At 66.7% G+C, this 20,093-nt stretch carries 19 protein-coding genes and 1 pseudogene; 15 read left to right on the top strand and 5 right to left on the bottom strand.

Annotated features, from left to right (window positions below; all coding sequences use genetic code 11):
- Positions 1 to 141 precede the first annotated feature (141 nt).
- Together KUV38_RS11140 and KUV38_RS11135 are read left to right on the top strand one after the other, a co-directional pair.
- Positions 142 to 609, top strand: a complete 468-nt coding sequence (locus KUV38_RS11140) for a GNAT family N-acetyltransferase (RefSeq protein WP_222470113.1) — start codon at positions 142 to 144, stop codon at positions 607 to 609.
- Positions 610 to 682: 73 nt separating this feature from the next.
- The gene (locus KUV38_RS11135) at positions 683 to 1,654 is read left to right on the top strand and encodes a type I glyceraldehyde-3-phosphate dehydrogenase (protein WP_222470112.1); all 972 of its coding nucleotides are present in this window, start codon (positions 683 to 685) and stop codon (positions 1,652 to 1,654) included.
- Positions 1,655 to 1,818: 164 nt separating this feature from the next.
- On the opposite strand, the gene KUV38_RS11130 is transcribed toward KUV38_RS11135, so the two are convergent.
- Positions 1,819 to 2,316, bottom strand: coding sequence for an ureidoglycolate lyase (locus tag KUV38_RS11130; protein WP_222470111.1), 498 nt, complete (start codon positions 2,314 to 2,316; stop codon positions 1,819 to 1,821).
- A gap of 111 nt (positions 2,317 to 2,427) precedes the next feature.
- Here KUV38_RS11130 and uraH point away from each other — a divergent pair, with 111 nt between their 5' ends.
- From uraH to cueR, 3 genes are all read left to right on the top strand, one after another.
- Entirely contained in the window at positions 2,428 to 2,784 is a 357-nt protein-coding gene (gene uraH, locus KUV38_RS11125) for a hydroxyisourate hydrolase (protein WP_222470110.1), read from the top strand.
- A 70-nt stretch (positions 2,785 to 2,854) separates the two neighbouring features.
- Positions 2,855 to 5,368, top strand: coding sequence for a heavy metal translocating P-type ATPase (locus KUV38_RS11120; RefSeq protein WP_222470109.1), 2,514 nt, complete (start codon positions 2,855 to 2,857; stop codon positions 5,366 to 5,368).
- The gene (gene cueR, locus KUV38_RS11115; RefSeq protein WP_222470108.1) at positions 5,365 to 5,748 is read left to right on the top strand and encodes a Cu(I)-responsive transcriptional regulator; all 384 of its coding nucleotides are present in this window, start codon (positions 5,365 to 5,367) and stop codon (positions 5,746 to 5,748) included. Before KUV38_RS11120 ends, cueR begins: the two co-directional genes overlap by 4 nt.
- 4 nt (positions 5,749 to 5,752) lie before the next feature.
- On the opposite strand, the gene KUV38_RS11110 is transcribed toward cueR, so the two are convergent.
- Together KUV38_RS11110 and pobA are read right to left on the bottom strand one after the other, a co-directional pair.
- Entirely contained in the window at positions 5,753 to 7,027 is a 1,275-nt protein-coding gene (locus tag KUV38_RS11110; RefSeq protein ID WP_222470107.1) for a urate hydroxylase PuuD, read from the bottom strand.
- A 119-nt stretch (positions 7,028 to 7,146) separates the two neighbouring features.
- Entirely contained in the window at positions 7,147 to 8,316 is a 1,170-nt protein-coding gene (gene pobA / locus KUV38_RS11105; RefSeq protein WP_222470106.1) for a 4-hydroxybenzoate 3-monooxygenase, read from the bottom strand.
- Positions 8,317 to 8,404: 88 nt separating this feature from the next.
- On the opposite strand from pobA, the gene KUV38_RS11100 reads away from it, so the two are divergent.
- Entirely contained in the window at positions 8,405 to 9,259 is an 855-nt protein-coding gene (locus KUV38_RS11100) for a helix-turn-helix domain-containing protein (RefSeq protein ID WP_261385206.1), read from the top strand.
- 21 nt (positions 9,260 to 9,280) lie between these two features.
- Here the strand turns inward: KUV38_RS11100 and ald are convergent, their stop codons facing one another.
- Complete coding sequence (gene ald / locus KUV38_RS11095) at positions 9,281 to 10,399, bottom strand: alanine dehydrogenase (protein ID WP_222470104.1); 1,119 nt, start codon at positions 10,397 to 10,399, stop codon at positions 9,281 to 9,283.
- Between the two features lie 129 nt (positions 10,400 to 10,528).
- Here ald and KUV38_RS11090 point away from each other — a divergent pair, with 129 nt between their 5' ends.
- Both KUV38_RS11090 and KUV38_RS11085 read left to right on the top strand, forming a co-directional pair.
- The gene (locus tag KUV38_RS11090; RefSeq protein ID WP_222470103.1) at positions 10,529 to 10,993 is read left to right on the top strand and encodes an Lrp/AsnC family transcriptional regulator; all 465 of its coding nucleotides are present in this window, start codon (positions 10,529 to 10,531) and stop codon (positions 10,991 to 10,993) included.
- 120 nt (positions 10,994 to 11,113) lie between these two features.
- Complete coding sequence (locus tag KUV38_RS11085; RefSeq protein ID WP_222470102.1) at positions 11,114 to 12,346, top strand: hypothetical protein; 1,233 nt, start codon at positions 11,114 to 11,116, stop codon at positions 12,344 to 12,346.
- 8 nt (positions 12,347 to 12,354) lie between these two features.
- Here KUV38_RS11085 and KUV38_RS11080 read toward each other — a convergent pair.
- Positions 12,355 to 13,242, bottom strand: a pseudogene (locus KUV38_RS11080) (division plane positioning ATPase MipZ); the annotation flags it as partial.
- Between the two features lie 200 nt (positions 13,243 to 13,442).
- Between KUV38_RS11080 and tolQ the strand changes: the two are divergent.
- The 7 genes from tolQ (at position 13,443) to tilS (ending at position 20,020) form a co-directional block, all read left to right on the top strand.
- A complete protein-coding gene (gene tolQ / locus KUV38_RS11075; protein ID WP_222470101.1) occupies positions 13,443 to 14,138 on the top strand; it encodes a protein TolQ in 696 nt (231 codons plus the stop codon).
- 1 nt (position 14,139) lies between these two features.
- Positions 14,140 to 14,616, top strand: a complete 477-nt coding sequence (tolR, locus tag KUV38_RS11070) for a protein TolR (protein WP_222470100.1) — start codon at positions 14,140 to 14,142, stop codon at positions 14,614 to 14,616.
- Between the two features lie 9 nt (positions 14,617 to 14,625).
- Positions 14,626 to 15,807, top strand: a complete 1,182-nt coding sequence (locus tag KUV38_RS11065) for a hypothetical protein (protein ID WP_222470099.1) — start codon at positions 14,626 to 14,628, stop codon at positions 15,805 to 15,807.
- 149 nt (positions 15,808 to 15,956) lie between these two features.
- Positions 15,957 to 17,279: a Tol-Pal system beta propeller repeat protein TolB gene (gene tolB / locus KUV38_RS11060; RefSeq protein WP_222470098.1), complete on the top strand. Its 1,323-nt coding sequence runs from the start codon at positions 15,957 to 15,959 to the stop codon at positions 17,277 to 17,279.
- Between the two features lie 116 nt (positions 17,280 to 17,395).
- Positions 17,396 to 17,917 carry a peptidoglycan-associated lipoprotein Pal gene (gene pal / locus KUV38_RS11055; protein ID WP_222470097.1) on the top strand — a complete coding sequence of 174 codons (522 nt, stop codon included), beginning with the start codon at positions 17,396 to 17,398 and terminating at the stop codon, positions 17,915 to 17,917.
- Between the two features lie 7 nt (positions 17,918 to 17,924).
- Positions 17,925 to 18,779 (top strand): tol-pal system protein YbgF, encoded by an 855-nt coding sequence (gene ybgF, locus KUV38_RS11050; protein ID WP_410001039.1) that lies wholly within the window; start codon positions 17,925 to 17,927, stop codon positions 18,777 to 18,779.
- Entirely contained in the window at positions 18,770 to 20,020 is a 1,251-nt protein-coding gene (gene tilS / locus KUV38_RS11045; RefSeq protein ID WP_410001028.1) for a tRNA lysidine(34) synthetase TilS, read from the top strand. The genes ybgF and tilS overlap by 10 nt, the downstream gene beginning before the upstream one ends.
- The last annotated feature ends 73 nt before the right edge of the window (positions 20,021 to 20,093 follow it).

Below are 20,093 nucleotides of genomic sequence, written 5' to 3'. Positions count from 1 at the left end.
CTCCGCTTAATCGTAACTTTTAATATTACGATTCGCGCACGCCGCGCAATCCCCCATCACACCCCCGTCATACTGGCCCGCACCGGCTTCCTCCCCCGGCCTTGCCCCGCTACGCCATCGCTAAGCCAACCGGAGCCGCCCATGCCCGTCACCTTCACCCGCTTGCCCCAGATCGCCCCCGACCTGCTGCTCGCCCACATGAACGACCCGCGCATCGCCGACCACCTGCCGCTGCTCACCCAGCCGTGGACCCTCGATGACGTGGCCGATTTCGTCGCCGCGAAAGAGGCGACATGGGTGCGCGATGGCCTCGGCCACTGGGCCTTTCTCGACGGCGAGAGCTACATCGGCTGGGGCGGCTTCCAGAAAGAGGGCGACGAGTGGGATTTCGGCCTTGTCCTCACCCCCGCCGCCTTCGGGCAGGGCCTGCGCATCGCCGCGCAGGCGCTCGATCACGCCCGCAACGATCCGCGCATCCCCTTCGTCACCTTCTTGCTCGCCCCCTCCCGCCGCAACCTCTCGGCGCTCCGCCGCTTGGGGGCCGCCCCCGTGGGCGAGGTCACCCACGCCGGCCAGAGCTTCCTCAAGTTCCGGCTCGACACCGCCTGACAGGGCAGGGGTTGCCCCCGGCGTGCGCCCGTCGCAGCCTCCGGCCAAACCTGCCCCCGAGTCGGAGCCCCCCATGACCACCATCGCCATCAACGGCTTCGGCCGGATCGGTCGCACCGTCCTCCGCCAGCTCCTCGCCTCACGGCCCGGCATCACCCTCGCGCTGATCAACGATATCGAGCCGATCGAGACCTGCGCCTACCTCTTCGCCTATGACAGCGTCTTCGGCCCCTGGCCGGGCGAGGTCTCGACCGGCCCCGAGCAGCTCATCGTCAGCGGCAAGCCGATCCGCTTCACCGCCACGCCCGACCTCTCCACGCTCGATCTCTCCGGCGTCGACGTGGTGCTCGAATGCACTGGCCTCGCCGGCAAGCGCTTCGTGGCCGAGCGCGGGCTGGCGGCGGGCGCGCGCTCGGTGCTGGTTTCCGGCCCCTCCGACGAGGCCGATGTCACCGTGGTCATGGGTGCGAACGACGAGGCGCTCTCCGGCCAGCGGATCGTGTCCAATGCCTCCTGCACCACCAACGCCCTCGCGCCACTGCTTCGCGTGCTCGACGAGGCCTTCGGCGTCGAGGCCGGGCAGATGACCACCGTTCATTGCTACACCGGCGCCCAGCCCACGGTGGACGCGCCGCGCAAGGCGCCCGAACGCTCCCGCGCCGCCGCCCTCTCGATGGTGCCCACCACCACCTCCGCCGCCCGGTTGATCGACCGGGTGCTGCCCGGCCTCGCGGGCCGGATTGAGGCGCGCGCGCTCCGCGTGCCCACCGCCTCCGTCTCCGCCATCGACCTCACCGTGAGCACCCGCGAAAGGACCACTGCCGAGGCGGTCAACGCCGCCCTCTCCGACGCCCGTGGCCCGATCATCGGCAGCACCGATCAGCCGCTGGTCTCCTCCGATCTGCGTGCCCGCCCCGAAAGCCTCATCGTCGCCCCGCGCGAAACCTCCGTCGCGGGCGGGCTGACCCGTGTCTTCGGCTGGTATGACAACGAGTGGGGCTTCTCCGCCCGGATGCTCGACATGGCCGAGCGGATGGGCGCCTGAGTGGGGCAGCGGGGCGTCCGCGGCACCGCGCGTGCGGCCCGTTAAGGTTTGTGACTGGGCCAGATCGCGTATGCATCAGTTGTGCATGGGATGTGCATCAGATGTGCATCAGCATTTTTGAAGGTTAATGGGTCGGTTTCTCGCTGATGTGCGCCAAAGCGCAGTCAAACGCCCTCGCCGGGCTCCACCCAAAGCGGCGGATCGAGCGGGTATTCCTCAAGGTTCGCCCCCTCTCCGATCCGGTCCAGAACGGCAAACTGCCCGCGCTCGCCAAGGGGCGCCAGCACCCCGTGCCACGTGTTCCTGAGCAGGTTCACAACCTGCCCGGGATCGCTGACAAAGGCCTGATAATTCACAGGAATCCCGCCCTTATCCTCGGCCACCACCACGATCATCCGCGCCCCCGAAACAGGCATGAACGCCTGGCTCCCCTCCGGGTGACGCTCCACCAGATCCACCCTCAGCGGCCAGTCCCGCGCCTCCGCATCGAAGAGTGAAAGCCCGGCCCGCCCGTCGCCAAAGTCCAGCCGCGCCCGGTCGTGGAACCGCCCGCAGAGGCCAGCATTGATTAACTTGTCCGGCGCCCCCTCCGGCTCGATCACGTCACCAAAGGGCCTAAACCCTTCTGCCGTAAGAGGTTTTGCCGTGATCCGCTCTGCCATCTCACTTCCTTTCGCCAGCCCGATTTAACCGCGCGGGCCGGTCACATTGAAGGGTTATTTCCGCCCGCCCGCCTGCTACTCTGGCCCTGCGCAACCACGAAAGGAAAGCCCATGGCGGGATATCTCACCACCCACGTGCTCGACACCGCCCGCGGCGTCCCCGCAGAGGGCCTCGTGATCATGCTGTTCCGCATCGGAGAGGGCGGCGAACGCGAGGGCATTGCCCAGGCGGTCACCAATGAGGATGGCCGAACGGATGCGCCGATGCTCCCGAAAGAGGCTTTTGAAACGGGCACTTACGAGCTAGTCTTCCATGCCGGCCACTACCTGCGCGCGACCATGCAGGGAGAGGAGGGCACGCTGTTTCTCGATGATGTGCCGATCCGTTTCACCATGTCAGAAGAGAGCCACTACCACGTGCCCCTGCTGCTCTCGCCCTACAGCTATTCGACATATCGCGGCAGTTGACCTCTTGACCTTCCAGTGACTGGAAGCCCTATGTAAGGCACCGGGCGACCCCCGCCCCGGAGCCTCCGCCATGCGCGATACCCCTTATTCCACGGCCCGACTCAGCGTCTCGGGCATGACCTGCGGCAAGTGCAGCGCCCGCGTCGAAGCCGCCCTGCTGGCCGCCCCCGGCGTGCAATCCGCCACCGTTACGCGCCAGCCCGGTGAGGCCGTAACGCATTATGATCCCTCGCAAATAACGCCCGACGCCCTGGCCGCTGTGGTGACCGAGGCGGGCTATCCGGCCACTGTCGATACGGCCCCCGCCGAAGCCGAAGAGCGCAGCGATGAGGCCGCCCCCCTGGCCAATGAGCCAAGCGAAGCAGCCCCCGGGAGCATCACGCTCACCATCGAAAACATGCACTGCGCCTCCTGCGTCGGCACCGTCGAAAAGGCTCTGAGCGCCGTGCCGGGCGTAACCTCCGCCTCCGTCAACCTCGCCACCCGCCGGGCCACGGTTCAGGGGGCTGTGCCGGTGGAACTGCTTGAAAAGGCAAGCAAAGCGGCGGGCTACCCGGCGACCGCGCATCTTCACACCCATGATGTCACCCCCGCCGATACCGGCGAGGAAACCCGCGCCATGGCCCGCCGTACTCTGATCGCGGCACTACTGACTGCGCCGGTCTTCCTGATCGAGATGGGCGGCCACCTCTACCCGCCGCTGCACCACTGGGTCAGTGCCACACTCGGCGTAACCCCTTGGCGCATCGTGCAATTCCTGCTCACCACCGCCGTGCTCGCCTTTCCCGGCCGCCTCTTCTTCACCTCTGGCATCCCCGCCCTGCTGCGCCGCGCGCCCGAGATGAACGCCCTCGTCGCCCTCGGCGCCGGGGCGGCATGGGCCTATTCGACCCTCGCCACCTTCGCCCCCAGCCTGGTGCCAGACGGCGCGAACCACGTTTATTTCGAGGCCGCCGCCGTCATCGTCACCCTCATCCTTCTGGGCCGCACGCTGGAGGCCCGCGCCCGTGGTCAGGCCGGGGCCGCCCTGCGCGGCCTGATGGCGCTCACGCCCGAGACCGCCGCTGTCGAAACGCCGCAAGGCCTTCAGAACAAACCGGTTTCCGAGATTGCTCCGGGCGACGCTCTGCACCTCGCGCCCGGAGGCCGCGTGGCCGTGGATGGCATCGTGACCGAGGGCGAAGGCTGGCTCGACGAGGCGATGGTCACCGGCGAATCCGCCCCTGTCGGCAAGGCGCCGGGCGATGCGCTGACCGGCGGCACGCTCAACGGCACCACCGCCCTCAGCTACCGCGCCACCGCAGTTGGCGCCGACACGGTGCTCTCGCGCATCGCCGCGCAGGTGGAGCGGGCGCAGGCCAGCAAGCTCCCGGTTCAGCGCACCATCGACAAAGTTACGTCAATCTTCGTCCCCGCCGTCCTCATCATCGCCGCGCTCACCGCGGCGGTCTGGCTCGCCGCCACCGGCGATATCTCCCGCGCCCTCGTCGCCGCCGTATCGGTGCTGATCATCGCCTGCCCCTGCGCAATGGGTCTGGCCACGCCGGTCTCGATCCTCGTTGCCACCGGGCGGGCGGCGCAGCTCGGCGTGATCTTCCGTCAGGGCTCGGCGCTGGAGCAGCTCGGGGCCGTTGAAACACTTGCCTTCGACAAGACTGGCACGCTGACCGAGGGCCACCCCGCGCTGACCTCCGTGCTGCCCGACGGGATCCCCCGCGCAGAGGCCCTGCGCCTCGCCGCCTCCGCCGAGGCCCGCTCCGAGCACCCGCTCGCCAAGGCGTTGGTGCAGGCCGCCGAGGCAGCTGGGGTCGCGCTCTCTCCGGCGACGAATGCCACCGCCAAACCCGGCTACGGTCTCACCGCAACGGTGGAGGGCAAGGCCCTGATCCTGGGCGGAAAACGCAGCATGGATGCCGAGGGGATCGCCATCTCACCCACGCTCATCGAGGCGCTGGACGAAGCCGAAACCCGCGCCGAAACCGCGTTTTTTCTCGCCGTCGATGGTGCCGTGGTCGCCCTCTTCACCGTCGCTGACCCAGTGAAGCCCGATGCCGCCCCCGCCCTGAAAGCCCTCAAGGCACGGGGCGTATCCCTCGCGCTCCTCTCGGGCGATGCCCCGCGTGTGGCGCAGGCCGTGGCACGCGATCTGGCCATCGACGCCCCGGAGGGCGGCCTCCTGCCGGCCGACAAGCTCGCCCGCATCGAGGCGCTGAAGGCCGCAGGCCCGGTCGGCTTCGTCGGCGACGGCATCAACGACGCGCCCGCGCTCGCCGCCGCCGATGTCGGCCTCGCCATCGGCACCGGCACCGAGGTCGCCGTGGAGGCCGCCGATGTGGTGCTGCTCTCGGGCCGCCTCACGGGCCTCACCGCTGCGCATGAAATCTCCCGCCGTGCCATGGCCAACATCCGCCAAAACCTTGCATGGGCCTTTGGCTACAACGTGTTGCTGATCCCGGTCGCCGCTGGCGTGCTCGTCCCCTTCGGCGGCCCGCAGCTTTCCCCCATGCTCGGGGCCGGGGCAATGGCGCTCTCGTCCCTCGCCGTCGTCGCCAATGCCTTGCGCCTGAGGAGGGCCGCCGCATGAACATTTCCGAAGCCGCCACCCGCGCCGGCCTGCCGCCCAAGACGATCCGCTACTACGAGGATATCGGCCTGATCACCCCGGACCGGGGCACAAACGGCTACCGCAGCTTCTCGGAGACCCATATCCACAAGCTCCACTTTCTCGCCCGCGCCCGAGGCCTAGGCTTTTCGGTCGAGGATTGCCGGACGCTGCTGGCCCTCTACGAGGATTCAGGCCGCGCCTCTGCGGATGTGAAGGCGGTGGCGCAGGAGCATCTCGCGCAGATCGAGGCCAAGATCGCCGAGCTGACTGCGATGCGTGACACGCTGACAGATCTGGTGCACGCCTGCGCGGGCGATCACCGGCCCGATTGCCCCATTCTCAAAGGGTTGGAGCAGTAAAGGCTCAGTCCGCCGCCGCTTCAGCCAGCCGGTACGGCACTGGAAGCGACGCCACGGCAGCCCGATACCACGCCCGGATCGCCGCCCGTTCCTCCGGCTCCATGTAGCTCACGTTGGCCGGTGGCATCGCCTCACTCACGCCCGATTGCAGGTAGATCTGCCGCGCCGCGCGCAGGATGTCGGGCCGGGTCTCGAGGAACAGGTGCTTGGGCGCGTAGGGCACGCCGTCATAGGCCGTTTCACGGGCATGGCACATCGAGCAGCGACCCAGCACAATGCTCTCCACTACCTCGAAGCCCTCCACTGCGGCTAGCATCTCCTGCCGGGGCGTGAGCGCGGCCTCTCCGGCCTCCTCGTAACTGTCCTGCTCGAAGCCCGCGGTGGAGAGCCACATGATCACCACGAAGAGCCCCGCCGTCACCGCCCATGTCCACCATGGCCAGGGCTTGCCCATGTGCTTGGTGTTGAAGAAATGCCGGATCGTGACCCCCATCAAAAAGACCAGCCCGGCGATGATCCAGCTGTACTCGGTGGCAAAGGCCAGCGGGTAGTGGTTGCTGAGCATCAGGAAGAGCACCGGCAGGGTGAGGTAGTTGTTGTGGGTCGAACGCAGCTTGGCGATCTTGCCGTATTTCGCATCGGGCGTGCGGCCCGCCTTGAGATCGGCCACCACGATGCGCTGGTTCGGCATGATGATGAAGAACACGTTGGCGGTCATGATCGTGGCGGTGAAGGCCCCGAGGTGCAGCATCATCGCCCGCCCGGTGAAGATCTGGGAGTAGCCCCAGCCCATCGCCATTAGCAGGACAAAGAGCAGCACCATCAGCAGGGTAGGGCGCGTGGCCATGCCGCTCTTGCAGAGAAAATCATAGACCAGCCAGCCGATGGTGAGCGAGCCTGCCGAAATCAGGATCGCCTGCCACGGGGCGAGGTCAGCCTTGGCCGCGTCGATCAGGTAAAGCTCCGCGCCGACCCAGTAAACAATGGCCAGCAAAGCCGCGCCGGAGAGCCACGTGGTGTAGCTCTGCCACTTGAACCACACCAGATGGTCGGGCAACTCGCGCGGGGCCACGGTGAACTTCTTCATCTGGTAGAAGCCGCCGCCATGCACCTGCCACTCCTCGCCTGCCACACCCTCGCGCCGGTCGGTCGAGGGGCGCAGACCGAGGTCGAGCGCGATGAAGTAGAAGCTGTCGCCGATCCAGGCGATGGCCGCGATGACATGCAGCCAGCGGACGGCAAAGCCGAGCCAGTCCCAGATGGTGGCCAGATCACTCATGATGCGTTCCGATGTGTCCCTTGTCGGACCCACCGTAACCGACGGGCCGCCCTTGTCCATTGACAAGCGGCCCGCAGACCGGCCTGCCCCTGCCGGGGTGCCGAAAATTCAGGCGGTTTTCAGTAGGGCAGGCCTACGTAATTCTCGGCCAGAACCTTCTGAGCCGCCTCACTGTCGCGCAGAAACTCCATTTCGGCCCGCTGGATGCGCAGATCAAAATCGGTCTGGTCGGGGAAGCGATGCAACTGCGTGGTCATCCACCACGAGAACCGCTCTGCCTTCCAGACCCGCGTGAGGGCGGTCTCGGAGTAACGCTCCAGCCCCTCGGCGTCGGCCTCCTCGTAGAACTGGACGAGCGCGTTGAAGAGGTAGTGGATGTCGGAGGCCGCGGTGTTGAGACCCTTCGCGCCGGTCGGCGGCACGATATGGGCCGCGTCTCCGCACAGGAACAGCCGCCCCCAGCGCATCGGCTCGCACACAAAGCTACGCAGCGGTGCGATGCCTTTCTCGATAGAGGGGCCGGTCACCATTGCCTCGGCATGATGGGCGGGCAGGCGGCGGCGCAGCTCATCCCAGAACCGGTCGTCCGACCAATCCTCGACCTTCTCGGTCATCGGGCACTGCACGAAGTAGCGGCTGAGATTTTCATTCCGCATCGAGCACAGGGCGAAGCCACGCTGCGAGGTGGCATAGATCAGCTCTTCATGGACCGGCGGGGTTTCCGACAGGATGCCGAGCCAGCCGAAGGGGTAGGTCTTTTCGTATTCCCGCCGCTTCTCGGCCGGGATCATCTGCCGCGAGATGCCATGAAACCCGTCGCAACCGGCCACGTAATCGCAGTCGATCCGCTGCGTTTGCCCATCCTTAACGAATGTGACGTAAGGTTTGTCACTGTCGAGATCGTGGGGCATGACTTCGTCGCATTCCGTCAGCACCCGGCCCGGGTCGGCCTCGGCGGCATCGTAGAGATCGCGGGTCACCTCTGTCTGGCCGTAGACGGTGACGGAATGTCCGGTGAGCCCCTTGAAGTCGATCGGGATCTCTTCGCCGTCAAAGGCAATGAGCGTGCCGTCGTGGACATAGCATTCCTTGTCCATCCGCTCGCCCAGCCCGGCCTGCCGCATCAGGCCGACCATGCCGCGCTCGAGGATACCTGCACGGATGCGCGAAAGCACGTAGTCGCGCGAGCGGCGCTCCAGCACCACGCTGGCAATGCCCTTGGTGCGAAGAAGTTGAGAGAGCAGCAGGCCGGAGGGCCCGCCGCCGATGATGGCGACCTGTGTGCGCATGGAATGTCCTCCCTGTTCGGGGCCATTCTGGCGTGAAGCCCGCGCGGCCCGAATGGACGGCCCGCGCGAATACTTGTACATTTCGAACATGACGCAGCAGGCCGGGATAAGCAGCTACAACCTCTTCGGCGAAACGGCCGACCTTGCCGATGTGGTGCATTGCGAGACCATTGCGGCGCGGTCGGTCTTGCACGATTGGCAACTCTCGCCGCATCGCCATGCACGGCTGCATCAGGTTCTGCTGCTGTCCTCCGGGGGCGGCGTCGCACTGGTCGAGGGGCGGGAGCGGGCTCTCGGGCCGGAGGTGGTGGTGAACATGCCCGCCGGTTCGGTGCATGGCTTCCGGTTCGATCCGGGCACGGAGGGGTGGGTGCTGACCCTGCCATCGGAACTGCTCGACCAGATCCTGCGGCCCGCCGAGGGGCTCTGGGCCGAGTTGAAGCACCCGCGTGTGGCGCAGCGTGCCGGGGCGCTGGCCGGGGCAATGCAGGATATTTTCGCAGAATATCAAGGCCGTAGCTTTGCCCGCGCCCAGATGCTTCGGATGCTGGCCGGGCAGGTTTTGGCGCTCGTAGCACGTCATCTCTCCGGGCAGGCACGGGCGGGGCAGGGGGCGGAGCATCCGCTGTTTCGGCGGCTGGAGACGCTGATCGAAGCTCGCTTTACCGAGCGCCTCCCGGTGGCCGAGGTCGCCCGCGCCCTCGCCGTCAGCCCGCAGCACCTGAGCCGGATCACCCGAGAGGCCACCGGGCAGCCAGTGAGCGCCCTCATTGCCGCCCGCAGCCACCGCGAGGCGCGGCGTTTGCTGACCTACACCAACCTGCCCGTGCAGCAGGTGGCCTTCCGGCTGGGCTACGCCGACCCCGCGCATTTTTCGCGGGCGTTCACCCGCGAAGCCGGGGTCAGCCCCCGGGCCTTCAGGGCAGCGATGGAAGCCCCGTAACCCGGGGGCTTCCATGCGATTTCAGAGCTTTAGCGCCAGGGACGGCGAGAGCACGTCGATCCCAAGCGCGCGACCAACGGCGTAGTTTGTCAGCCGGCCGGCGTGGGTGTTCAGCCCGGCCATAAGGTGCTCATCTGCCTCGCAGGCGGCCTTCCAGCCGTTGTTTGCCAGCGCGATGACAAAAGGCAGCGTCGCGTTGCCGAGTGCCAGCGTCGAGGTGCGCGGCACGGCGCCGGGCATGTTGGCCACGCAGTAATGCACGATGCCGTCGACCTCGTAGATCGGGTCTTCATGGGTGGTGGCCTTGGAGGTCTCGAAACAGCCCCCTTGGTCGATCGCCACGTCTACCAGCACCGCGCCGGGCTTCATGCCCGAAAGCTCCGCCCTGCTCACCAGTTTGGGCGCTGCCGCACCGGGGATCAGCACCGCGCCCACCACCATATCGGCCCGCGCGACGAGTTCCGCGGTGGTCGCCGCGCTCGCGTAACGGGTTGAAAACTCGCCGCGAAAGGCATCGTCGAGGTAGCGCAGCCGAGGCAGGGAGCGGTCGAGTACGGTCACATGGGCGCCCATGCCCGCCGCGACCCGCGCCGCCTGCGTGCCGACAACGCCGCCACCGATCACGACCACCTCAGCAGGGCCGACACCCGGCACGCCGCCCATTAGCACTCCGCGCCCGCCATTGGCCTTTTGCAGCGCCCATGCGCCCACCTGCGGCGCGAGCTTGCCGGCGACTTCGCTCATCGGGGCGAGCAGGGGCAGGCCCCCGGCGCGGTCGGTCACGGTTTCATAGGCGATGGCGGTCACGCCGCTCTCCAGCAGGTCCTTGGTTTGATCCGGGTCGGGAGCGAGGTGGAGATAGGTGAAGAGGATCTGGCCCTCGCGCAGCATCTTCCGCTCCGCCGCCTGCGGCTCCTTTACCTTCACTACCATCTCGGCTTCGGCAAAGACCTGCTCCGCACTCTCCGCGATGCGGGCGCCTGCGGCCTCGTAATCCGCATCCGCAAACCCGGCTCCCGCACCTGCGCCGGCTTGTACCAGCACCTCGTGGCCGTGGGTCACGGCCTCCTGAGCGGCCGCAGGGGTCAACCCCACGCGGTATTCCTGTGCCTTGATCTCGCTCGGGCATCCGATCTTCATATTGGTCCTCCCGTTCCTGCGCGAAGTGTCGCACGCGCCGGTCGCAATCGCTTTGACATTTGAGCCGCCCGACGCCAGCCTGACGCCCGTTCTCAAGCGCCGCTGAAGGCTTTGACGGGAGATTTTTGCGTGGAGACGGAAATCGACGAAACCGACCGCCGGATACTCGTCGCCCTGCAGCGCCGGGGACGGATGACCTCGGCAGAACTGGCGGAGGCGGTCAACCTCTCGCCCTCGGCCTGCCATCGCCGGGTGCAGCGGCTGGAGAAAGCCAAGGTGATCCGCGACTATGTGGCGCTGCTTGACGCCCGAAAGCTGGGGCTCGCCACCACCGTCTTCGTCGAGATCCGGCTGGCGGGGCAGACCGACGATATCCTCGATGCCTTCGAAAAGGCCGTGGCCCGCGTACCTGCCGTGCTCGAGTGCCACCTGCTCGGCGGCGCTGCCGACTACCTGCTCAAGGTCGTGGCGGAGGATACCGAGGATTTTGCCCGCATTCACCGACAGTATCTCGCCCGCCTGCCCGGCGTGCAGGGCATGCAATCGAGCTTCGCGTTGCGCACGGTCTTCAAGACCACGGCGCTGCCAACCTGAAGACGCAGCAAGCACCGCCGTTTCGCCAATTCGCCCCGCAGATTTCGCCAACCTGCCCCATTGCCGCCACAGGTTTGTATCACAACCGGCAACAATGAGGGCTAGTGCAAGGGGCGATCGATGGGTGGCCTGAACCGTATATTCGCTGTTCTGGCGTGGCCAATCCTGTTGGCGGGCGTGGGTGCGTTCGGCCTCGGCGGCTGGATTTTGCTGGAAGAAATCAAGACTAGCAGCGCTTTGCGGGCGGTGGCCGAGGCGCCCCAGCCGCAGGCCGTGACCATCGAGGCCTTCGATCCCGCAACTGATATTCATGCCTCTGCCGAGGTGCATGTGATGGGCCAGCTCGACCTGTCCATGCAATACGATCTGCTCGCGCCGGGTGGCCCGGAGGGCGATTACCTCGGCGTGATGATCCCGGTCTATCCCTACGCAGCCGAAAACACCCTCGGCCCCGCGCTCGGCGTGCTGCTCTACGATCAGGGACCGGGCGGGCAGACCATTGGCGAGGTCGAAGTGAACAGCCTTGTCGCACAGATCGACGGGGAAGGCGCGGTTGGGCCCTACATCTCAGTGGGCGGACAGGCGGCCAATGCAGGCCTCTACCGCGCTCTGGTGCTCGATGCTTTTGTCGAGAATGAGCGCTCCATCGCGGACGATTTCCTGACCATCGCGCCGTTCCGGGTCGGGCGGGCGGCAGATCTTGCCGCCGCGCCGGATGTCGAGCAGCCGATGATCCTCGGCATGGGCGGCACAATTGCCGTGCTTCTGGCCATGATCGGCTTTGCCCGTGGGCGTGCCGCCAAGCGCCGTGCTCCTGACCAGCCCGAGGCGCAGGCCCAGGAGGTCGCGGTCGAGGACGATCCTTTTGTTGACCCCTTCGCGGTGGATGCCGCCACCGGGCAGGTGTTCATCCCGTCCTACAGCCCTGAAATGGCCGATGGCTCGACCGGCACGGCCCTGATGCGTGAGGTGCTCGCGCTAGGGCGCCGCGCCGATGAGACCGGCACCTATACAGCCCGCCGCGACGGGATCGACGATTTCGCCGCGCTCGACAGTGGTGGCCTGAAGCGACCCTTGGCTGGGCGGGGCGTGCCGGAAAAGCTCGTCGGTCCGAAGCCGGTGAAAAAGGAGAGCGCTCTGGCTGGCAAGCAGGATCCGACACAGGCCGCTGACATCATGGCTGCAGTTCAGGCCGAGATCGCCTCGCCGCTCAAAGCCAACGCCCATGGCGCAGATGCGGGAGATATCTTTGCCGCGGTGCAGGCTGCCGTGCAGACGCAGCCGGCCAAGACAAAGCCAATGGGCTTCTCCAATGCCGCCGTGGAGGCTGCGCAGAACCCGTTCGGCAAGTAGGCCGGGGCTTAGAAGTCGGGTGAGACTCCGGGCAGCCGCAGGTTGGTGATCAGGTCGCGCAGTTCCTGACGGGCGGCGACGTTGGAGATGTTCAGCCGCTCCACGCCCACATCGCCGAGGTCCAGCAGGGTCAGCCCGCGCGGGAAAAGCTCGCGGAAGATGACCCGCTCGGAGAACCCCGCTGCCGCGCGGAAGCCGATGCGCTTGGAAAGCTTGTCGAGCGCGTCGCCCATCTTTTTCTTGTTGTGCATGGCCTGCGGGCCAAGACGGTTGCGCACCACAAGCCAATCAATCGGCGGCAACCCGGCCTGCGCGCGCACCTGACGGGCAGACCAGACCATCTCGGAATAGACCGAGGGGCCGAGGATCTTGCCGGAGGCCGGGTCGATCCGGGCCAGCAGGTCGAAGTCGACGAAGCTGTCGTTGAGCGGTGTCACGAGGGTGTCGGCCAGCGAGTGGGCAACCTGGCTGAGCCGCGTGTGCGAGCCGGGACAGTCGATCAGGATGTAATCCATATCGCCTTCCAGCCCGGCCACGGCGGCGGAGAGGCGGCGATCATAGATGTTCTCACCCGCTTCGAGGCTTGCCTGGTCGACCTGCGGCAACTCGCGAAAGACCGGCCCGGCGAGGCTGATGCCCTGCGCCTCGGCAAAGGTGCGGCGGTTGTCGAGATAGCGGGCAAAGCTGCGCTGGCGCAGATCGAGGTCGAGTGCGCCGACCTTCCAGCCCATGCGGGCCAGTGCGGTTGAAATGTGCATCGAGGTCGTGGATTTGCCCGACCCGCCCTTTTCATTGCCGACGACGATGATATGCGCCATGGCCCTTGCCCTTCTGACTGCGCCAGCACGCAGCCTCTGCCTCAATCTTGTTTGGCGCGCACCATATATGCCGCCTGCAACCGCGAAAAGCGGGTCGGTGCGTTTTTCGACATTTGTGGCCCGCGGGCAGGGCTGCGCCTATCTTTGCCCATCACGCGATGGTGTTGGCTTTTGCTCTTCCGCCTCTGTATAGTTCGCGCCAGAAGGCCGCCAGAAGAGCGGCCCCTATCGGGCGGCCCCGCACGGGGCGACATTACAAGAGGCGGGAACAGAGGCACATGGGTTCCGAAACAGCTGCTTTGGCGCAGGAGATCGACTTCTCCCTGCTTGCGCTTTTCATGCGCGCTACGCTTACCGTGAAGATCGTGATGATCCTGCTGATCATCGCCTCGTTCTGGTCGTGGAAGATCATCATCGAGAAAATTATGATGTACCGGCTGCGCCGCTCCGAGGCAGGCAGCTTCGACCGGGCGTTCTGGTCGGGCGAGCCGCTCGATGAGCTTTTCGATCAGATCGGCACCGAGCCCAAGGGCGCGAGCCAGAAGATCTTTGCTTCAGGCATGATCGAGTGGCGTCGGTCGCACCGCGAAGATGGCGCGCTGATCGCCGGGGCACAGGCCCGGATAGACCGTTCGATGGATGTGGCCATTGCAAAGGAAACCGACAAACTCAACCAGGGCCTGCCGTTTCTGGCGACCGTCGGCTCCACTGCGCCCTTCGTTGGCCTGTTCGGCACGGTCTGGGGTATCAAGAACGCCTTTGAAGAGATCGCCGTGAGCCGGTCGACCGACCTCGCTGTCGTGGCGCCGGGCATCGCCGAGGCGCTTGTGGCTACCGGTCTCGGCCTGCTGGCGGCTATCCCGGCGGTGATCTTCTACAACAAGCTGTCGTCTGACAGCGACCGCATCGCCGGCAACTACGAGAGCTTCGCCGACGAGTTCGCCACCATCCTCTCGCGCCAGTTGGACAGCTGAGATGGGTGCGGGTGTCATCAACACCGGCGGCGGCAATCGCAAGCGCCGCTCGCGCGGGCGGGGCCGGGCCGCGGCGATGAGCGAGATCAACGTCACGCCCTTTGTCGACGTGATGCTCGTGCTCCTCATTATCTTCATGGTTGCCGCACCTCTGCTGACCGTTGGTGTGCCGATCCAGCTGCCCGAGACGGCGGCGCAGGCGCTGCCCTCCGAGCAGGAGGAGCCGCTGACCATTACGTTGACCGCCGAGGGCGAGACCTTGATCCAGACCACGCCGGTCGATGAGGCCGCGCTGGTGACGCGCCTGCGGGCCATTGCCGCCGAACGCGCGGATGACAAGGTGTTCCTTCGCGCCGATGGCGCCATTCCCTACGAGCGGGTGATGCGGATTATGGGCGCGCTGAACGCCGGCGGCTTCGGCAACATCGGCCTGGTGACCGACACTGGCGGCCCCACGCTCGACGGGTCGGACGGGTAGGGGGCGCTCATGCCCGAGAAACTCGACAAAAGCACCATCATCTCCGGCGGGGCCCACCTTGGGCTGATCGGCTGGGCGTTGATCGGCGGGGTGATCCATTGGGAGTCGCCCGCCGAAACGGTGACCAATGTGTCGATGATTTCGGGCGACGAGTATGCCGCGCTGGTCTCCAATGCGACCGATCCGGCGGCGGCTGGTCCCGAAGTGCCAGAAGCCCCCGAAACACCGGAGCCGCCCGAGACCGAGCCGGAAACCCCCGAGCCGCCTGCACCCGAGACCGAGCCGCAGCCCTCTGAGGCGCCGCCGCCGCGGGCCGCAGAGGTTGCGCCTGACGAAGCCCCGGACACATCGGCGCTGGAGCCGCTTCCCGAGGCCGAAGTGACAGAGACAGCGCCGCCCGCGCCCGAAGCCCCGGTCGCCGCGCCCGACGAGCCCCCCGGTGCCAGCCTCGTGCTAGACAGTTCGCGCCGCCCGAAGGAGCGCCCGGCTCAGCGCGTGGCGCCGACGCCTGCCGTGGCCCCCGAGCCGGATGCAGCCGTGGATACGGAGATGACCGAGGCCGCCGAGCCGACGCCCGCCGAGGAAGAGCCCGCGCAGGAGGCGCAGGAGGATACCGCGCCCGAGGCCGCCAACACCGAGATCGTGACCGAGGCCGAAGAGCCTGCGGGCGGCGAGGTCGTGGCCCTCGCGCCCACCGGCTCGCCCCGGCCTAAGAGCCGCCCGGCACGCCGCGCGCCCGAGGCTGAGCCGGCCCGCGCGGAAACCTCGCAGGATACCTCAGACGCCATTGCCGATGCGGTCGCCGATGCCGTGAGTGAGGGCCAGAGCGCCTCGGAACCTGCCAACACCACGCCATCCCGGAGCGGCCCGCCGATGACGGCTGGCGAGAAGGACGCGCTGCGGGTTGCTGTGCAGCAGTGCTGGAACGTGGGCAGCCTTTCGACAGATGCGCTGCGCGTCACGGTCACCGTGCTGGTGGCGATGAACGAGAACGGCACGCCCGATAATGGCTCCATTCGGATGGTGGGCAGCGACGGCGGATCCGACGATGCAGTGCGTCAGGCCTTCGAGGCGGCGCGCCGTGCGATCATCCGGTGCGGTTCGCGGGGCTTCCCGCTGCCTGCTGAGAAATACGGTGAATGGGCGGAGATCGAGATGGTCTTCAACCCCGAGAAGATGAGGATCAAGTGACACGCCCGGCCATCAATCCGCCATGTCACGGAACTTTGCCCCTCTCGGGGGACTATGCCTATCATTCACCGTGGCAGAAACCTGCCGATATTGAATAACACGAGGCTCCCAGGCTTCATGACAGACGAAATGCGAGGAATGAGAGCGGCATGAAGAAACTTACCCATATCCTTGCGGGCCTCGCGCTCGCCCTCGGCATCAGCCCCGCCATCGCGCAGGACGGCCCGCTCCGGATCGAGATCACCGAAGGGGTGATCGAGCCGCTGCCCTTCGCCATTCCGGTGTTCATCGCCGAGAACGCCGCCGCGCAGGAGTATGCCGCGCAGCTCTCTCAGGTGGTGGCCGCAGACCTCGCGGGAACGGGCCTCTTCCGTCAGATCCCGCGCGATGCCTTCATCTCGAACGTCTCCAACTTCGACGCGCCGGTGCAATATGCCGACTGGAAGGCGATCAACGCGCAGGCGCTCATCACCGGCGCCGTCTCGGTGGCTGAAGGCGGGCGGGTGAACGTGAAGTTCCGCCTGTTCGACGTGTTCTCCGAAGCCCCGCTGGGCGATGGCCTCCAGCTCGGCGGCACCACCACAAGCTGGCGCCGCATTGCCCACAAGGTGGCTGATCAGGTGTACAGCCGGATCACAGGCGAAGGCGGCTACTTTGATAGCCGTGTGGTCTTCGTACATGAGGAAGGGCCCAAGAATGCTCGGCAGAAGCGTCTGGCGGTGATGGATTACGACGGCGCCAATGTGCAGTATCTGACCGGCAGCGCCTCGATCGTACTGGCACCGCGTTTTTCGCCCAACGGCGACCGGGTGATCTACACCAGCTACGAGACCGGCTTCCCAAAGATCTACATCATGGATGTGGGTACCGTGCAGCGCCGAATTCTCGATGACCAGCCTGGTACCATGACCTTCGCCCCGCGTTTCGCGCCCGATGGGCAGACGGTCGTGTTCTCGCTCGAGCGGGGCGGCAACACCGATATCTACCGGCTCACGCCCGGCGGCACAGCGCAGGCGCTGACCAACGCGCCCTCCATCGAGACCGCGCCCAGCTACTCGCCGGATGGCTCGCAGATCGTGTTCGAGAGCGACCGCTCCGGCACGCAGCAGCTCTACAAGATGTCGGCTGGTGGCGGCGAGCCCACGCGGATCAGCTTTGGCGAAGGTCGCTACGGCACGCCGGTCTGGAGCCCCCGTGGCGATCTCATCGCCTTCACCAAGCAGCACCAGGGCCGATTCCACATTGGCGTCATGCGCACGGATGGCTCGGAGGAGCGGCTGCTGACCGCCAGCTTCCTCGATGAAGGCCCGACCTGGAGCCCCAATGGGCGGGTCATCATGTTCACCCGGTCCGGCAGTGGGGCAGGGGGCGAGAGTGCGCTCTATTCCGTCGATATTTCCGGCCGTAACCTCAAGCGGGTGCCCACCCCCGGCGCGGCCTCCGATCCGGCATGGTCGCCGCTTTTGCCCTGACCGGCGAGGGCCGTGCAGGGTAACACATATGTTTCCCAACCCCGGTGCGGGGTGGTATAGACAACGCCAAGGAAAGCGCCCGCAACAGGGCGCACCATGAGAGAGAGGCAGTCGAGATGAAAAAGATCCTCGTGAAGTCCGGGCTGATCGCCCTTGCAGTTGCGGTTTCGGCCTGTACCGATCCGGGCCGGTTCGGCGCAGGTGGCGCGGGCGGCGACGGGACCGTGGGCGCAGATGCTTACGATCCGAACAATGCCGCATCCAACCCCAACTCGCCCGAGTACTTCTCGCAACGCGTAGGTGACCGCGTGCTCTTTGCGGTGGACCAGTCGACCCTGTCGCCCGAAGCGCAGCAGACCCTTACGGCGCAGGCACAGTGGCTGAACACCAATGGCTCCTACTCTGCCATCGTGGAAGGCCACGCCGACGAGCAGGGCACCCGTGAATACAACCTCGCCCTCGGCGCCCGCCGCGCCAATGCGGTGCAGGAATACCTGATTTCGCAGGGCGTGGCCGGATCGCGGCTCAGGACCGTAAGCTACGGCAAGGAGCGCCCGATCGAAGTGTGCTCGACCGAGGCCTGCTACATGAAGAACCGCCGCTCGGTGACGGTGCTCTCCGCAGGCGCGGGGTTCTGATCCGATGATCCGGGGCGCTCTTTTCGCTTCACTCCTTGCGCTGGCTGGCGGCTCCGCCACAGCACAAGACGCTCAGACCCTTGCCGATATCCGGCAGGAGCTGGCGACTGTCTATGTCTCCATGCAGGAACTGAAGCGTGAGCTCTCCACCACGCAGGGTGCCTCTGGCGGCGCAGTGGCGGGCTCCGTGCTCGACCGGGTGAACGCGATCGAGGCCCAGCTTCAGGCGCTCACCTCGCGCACCGAAGACATGCAGAACCGGATTGACCGCGTTGTATCGGACGGCACCAACCGGATCGGCGACCTTGAGTTTCGGGTCTGCGAGATCGAGCCGGGCTGCGACTTTGGCGAGATCGGTGACACCCTGCCGCTTGGCGGCACCGCGCCCAGCACGGGCGGCGGTGGCCAGGCCGCGGTGATCACGCCCGATACCGGCAATGGCGGCACCACCCCCGCCCCCTCCACCGGCCCCGCGATGGCCGTGGCCGAGCAGGCCGATTTCGACCGGGCGAAGGCGGCCCTCGACTCCGGTAGCTTTCAAAGCGCCGTTGACCTCTTTGCGTCCTTTACCCAATCCTACCCGGGTGGCCCGCTGACCGGCGCCGCGCACTTCTGGCGCGGCGAGGCACTCTACGAGTTGTCGAAGGTCCCTGAGGCCGCCCGCGCCTATCTCGAGAGCTACTCTTCCGACCCGCAAGGCCCGATGGCCGCTGACGCGCTCTTCAAGCTGGGCACCTCGCTGGCCGACCTTGGCCAGAACAACGAGGCTTGTACCACTCTGGGCGAAGTGCAGGTGCGCTTCCCGCAGAGCGACGTGGCCTTCGATGCCGGGGCCGCACGGCGCACCATCGGGTGCAGTTGAGCCCCGCCGAGAGGGTTTCTGCCGCTTACTCGCGCCTCTTTGCAGGGTCGCCGCCTGAACGGCTTGGCATTGCGTTATCCGGCGGTGGGGACAGCACCGCACTGCTGGTTCTGACCCGTGATGCCTTGCCGGAGACGCAGCTCTTTGCTGCCACCGTCGACCACCGGCTGCGTGACGGCTCTGCCGCCGAGGCGGCGCAGGTCGGTGCGCTGTGCCGGTCGATAGATGTGCCGCATGAAGTGCTCCCTTGGGAAGGCTGGGCCGGGGAGGGGAACCTTCAGGCCGAGGCCCGTTCCGCCCGTTCGGCGCTTTTGACCGACTGGGCCGAGCGCAACGGGCTGGCGCATGTGGCCCTCGGACACACGCGAGACGATCAGGCCGAAACTGTCCTGCTGCGGCTCGCCCGAGGGTCCGGGGTGGATGGGCTTGCCGCCATGCCCGAGCGGCGGGTCTCGCAGGGCGTGGCGTGGCTGCGGCCCGTGCTCAAGATCGGGCGGCAGGAGTTGCGGGAGGTGCTGGAGGGCCGAGGCATCGACTGGGCCGATGACCCTTCGAATGAGGATGAGCGGTTTGACCGGGTGAAGGCGCGGCGCATGGCCGAGAGCCTCGCAGAACTGGGCCTTACACCTTCCCGCCTGATCCGCACCGCCGAACAGATGGCTATGGCGCGCAATGCCCTGAACGACAGCGCTGCCGACTACCTTGGCCGCGCAATGGTCGAAAAGGGTGACCTCCTCATGCCTAACCCAAACCGCTTTCCGGCGCCGCGCGAAATTCTGCTGAGGGCCTTTGCCCATGCGCTCTGCTGGGTGTCTTCCAGCGTGTACCGCCCTCGCTTCGATGCGCTGACCGCCATGTTGGATGGGCTGGAGCAGGGCAAGGCCGGCACCCTCCACGGGTGCCGGATTTCGAGCGAAGGCACGCTTTGGCGGGTTGCCCGCGAGTATGCCGCCGTGGCCGAAACCGCGACACCACCCGCGGCCCTGTGGGACAAGCGCTGGCAGTTCCACGGCCCGCCCCCGCCCGCAGGCGCCCATGTGGCTGCGCTTGGCGAGGTTGGGCTGGAAGAGTGCGAGGCGTGGCGGGTAAGCGGGCTGCCGCGTTCATCCCTGCTGTCCACCCCCGCGCTGTGGCTCGGGGAGCGCTTGCTTTCGGCCCCACTGGCAGGCCGGCCCGAGGGCTGGACCGCGCGGCTTTGTCACGGGGCGGAACACCTTGTTTCCACCCTCCGCAGCGATTGAACCCGCGACAAAAACCCCTATGTTGTGCGATGAACCGCGCCCGCGCGGCATTCTAGCTTTCCGGGAGGTGTCT

The organism is Vannielia litorea, from assembly GCF_019801175.1.
GTDB classification, from domain to species: domain Bacteria; phylum Pseudomonadota; class Alphaproteobacteria; order Rhodobacterales; family Rhodobacteraceae; genus Vannielia; species Vannielia litorea_B.
Note: the sequence above shows the minus strand (reverse complement) of the source record. Positions and strands in the feature narration are given on the sequence as shown.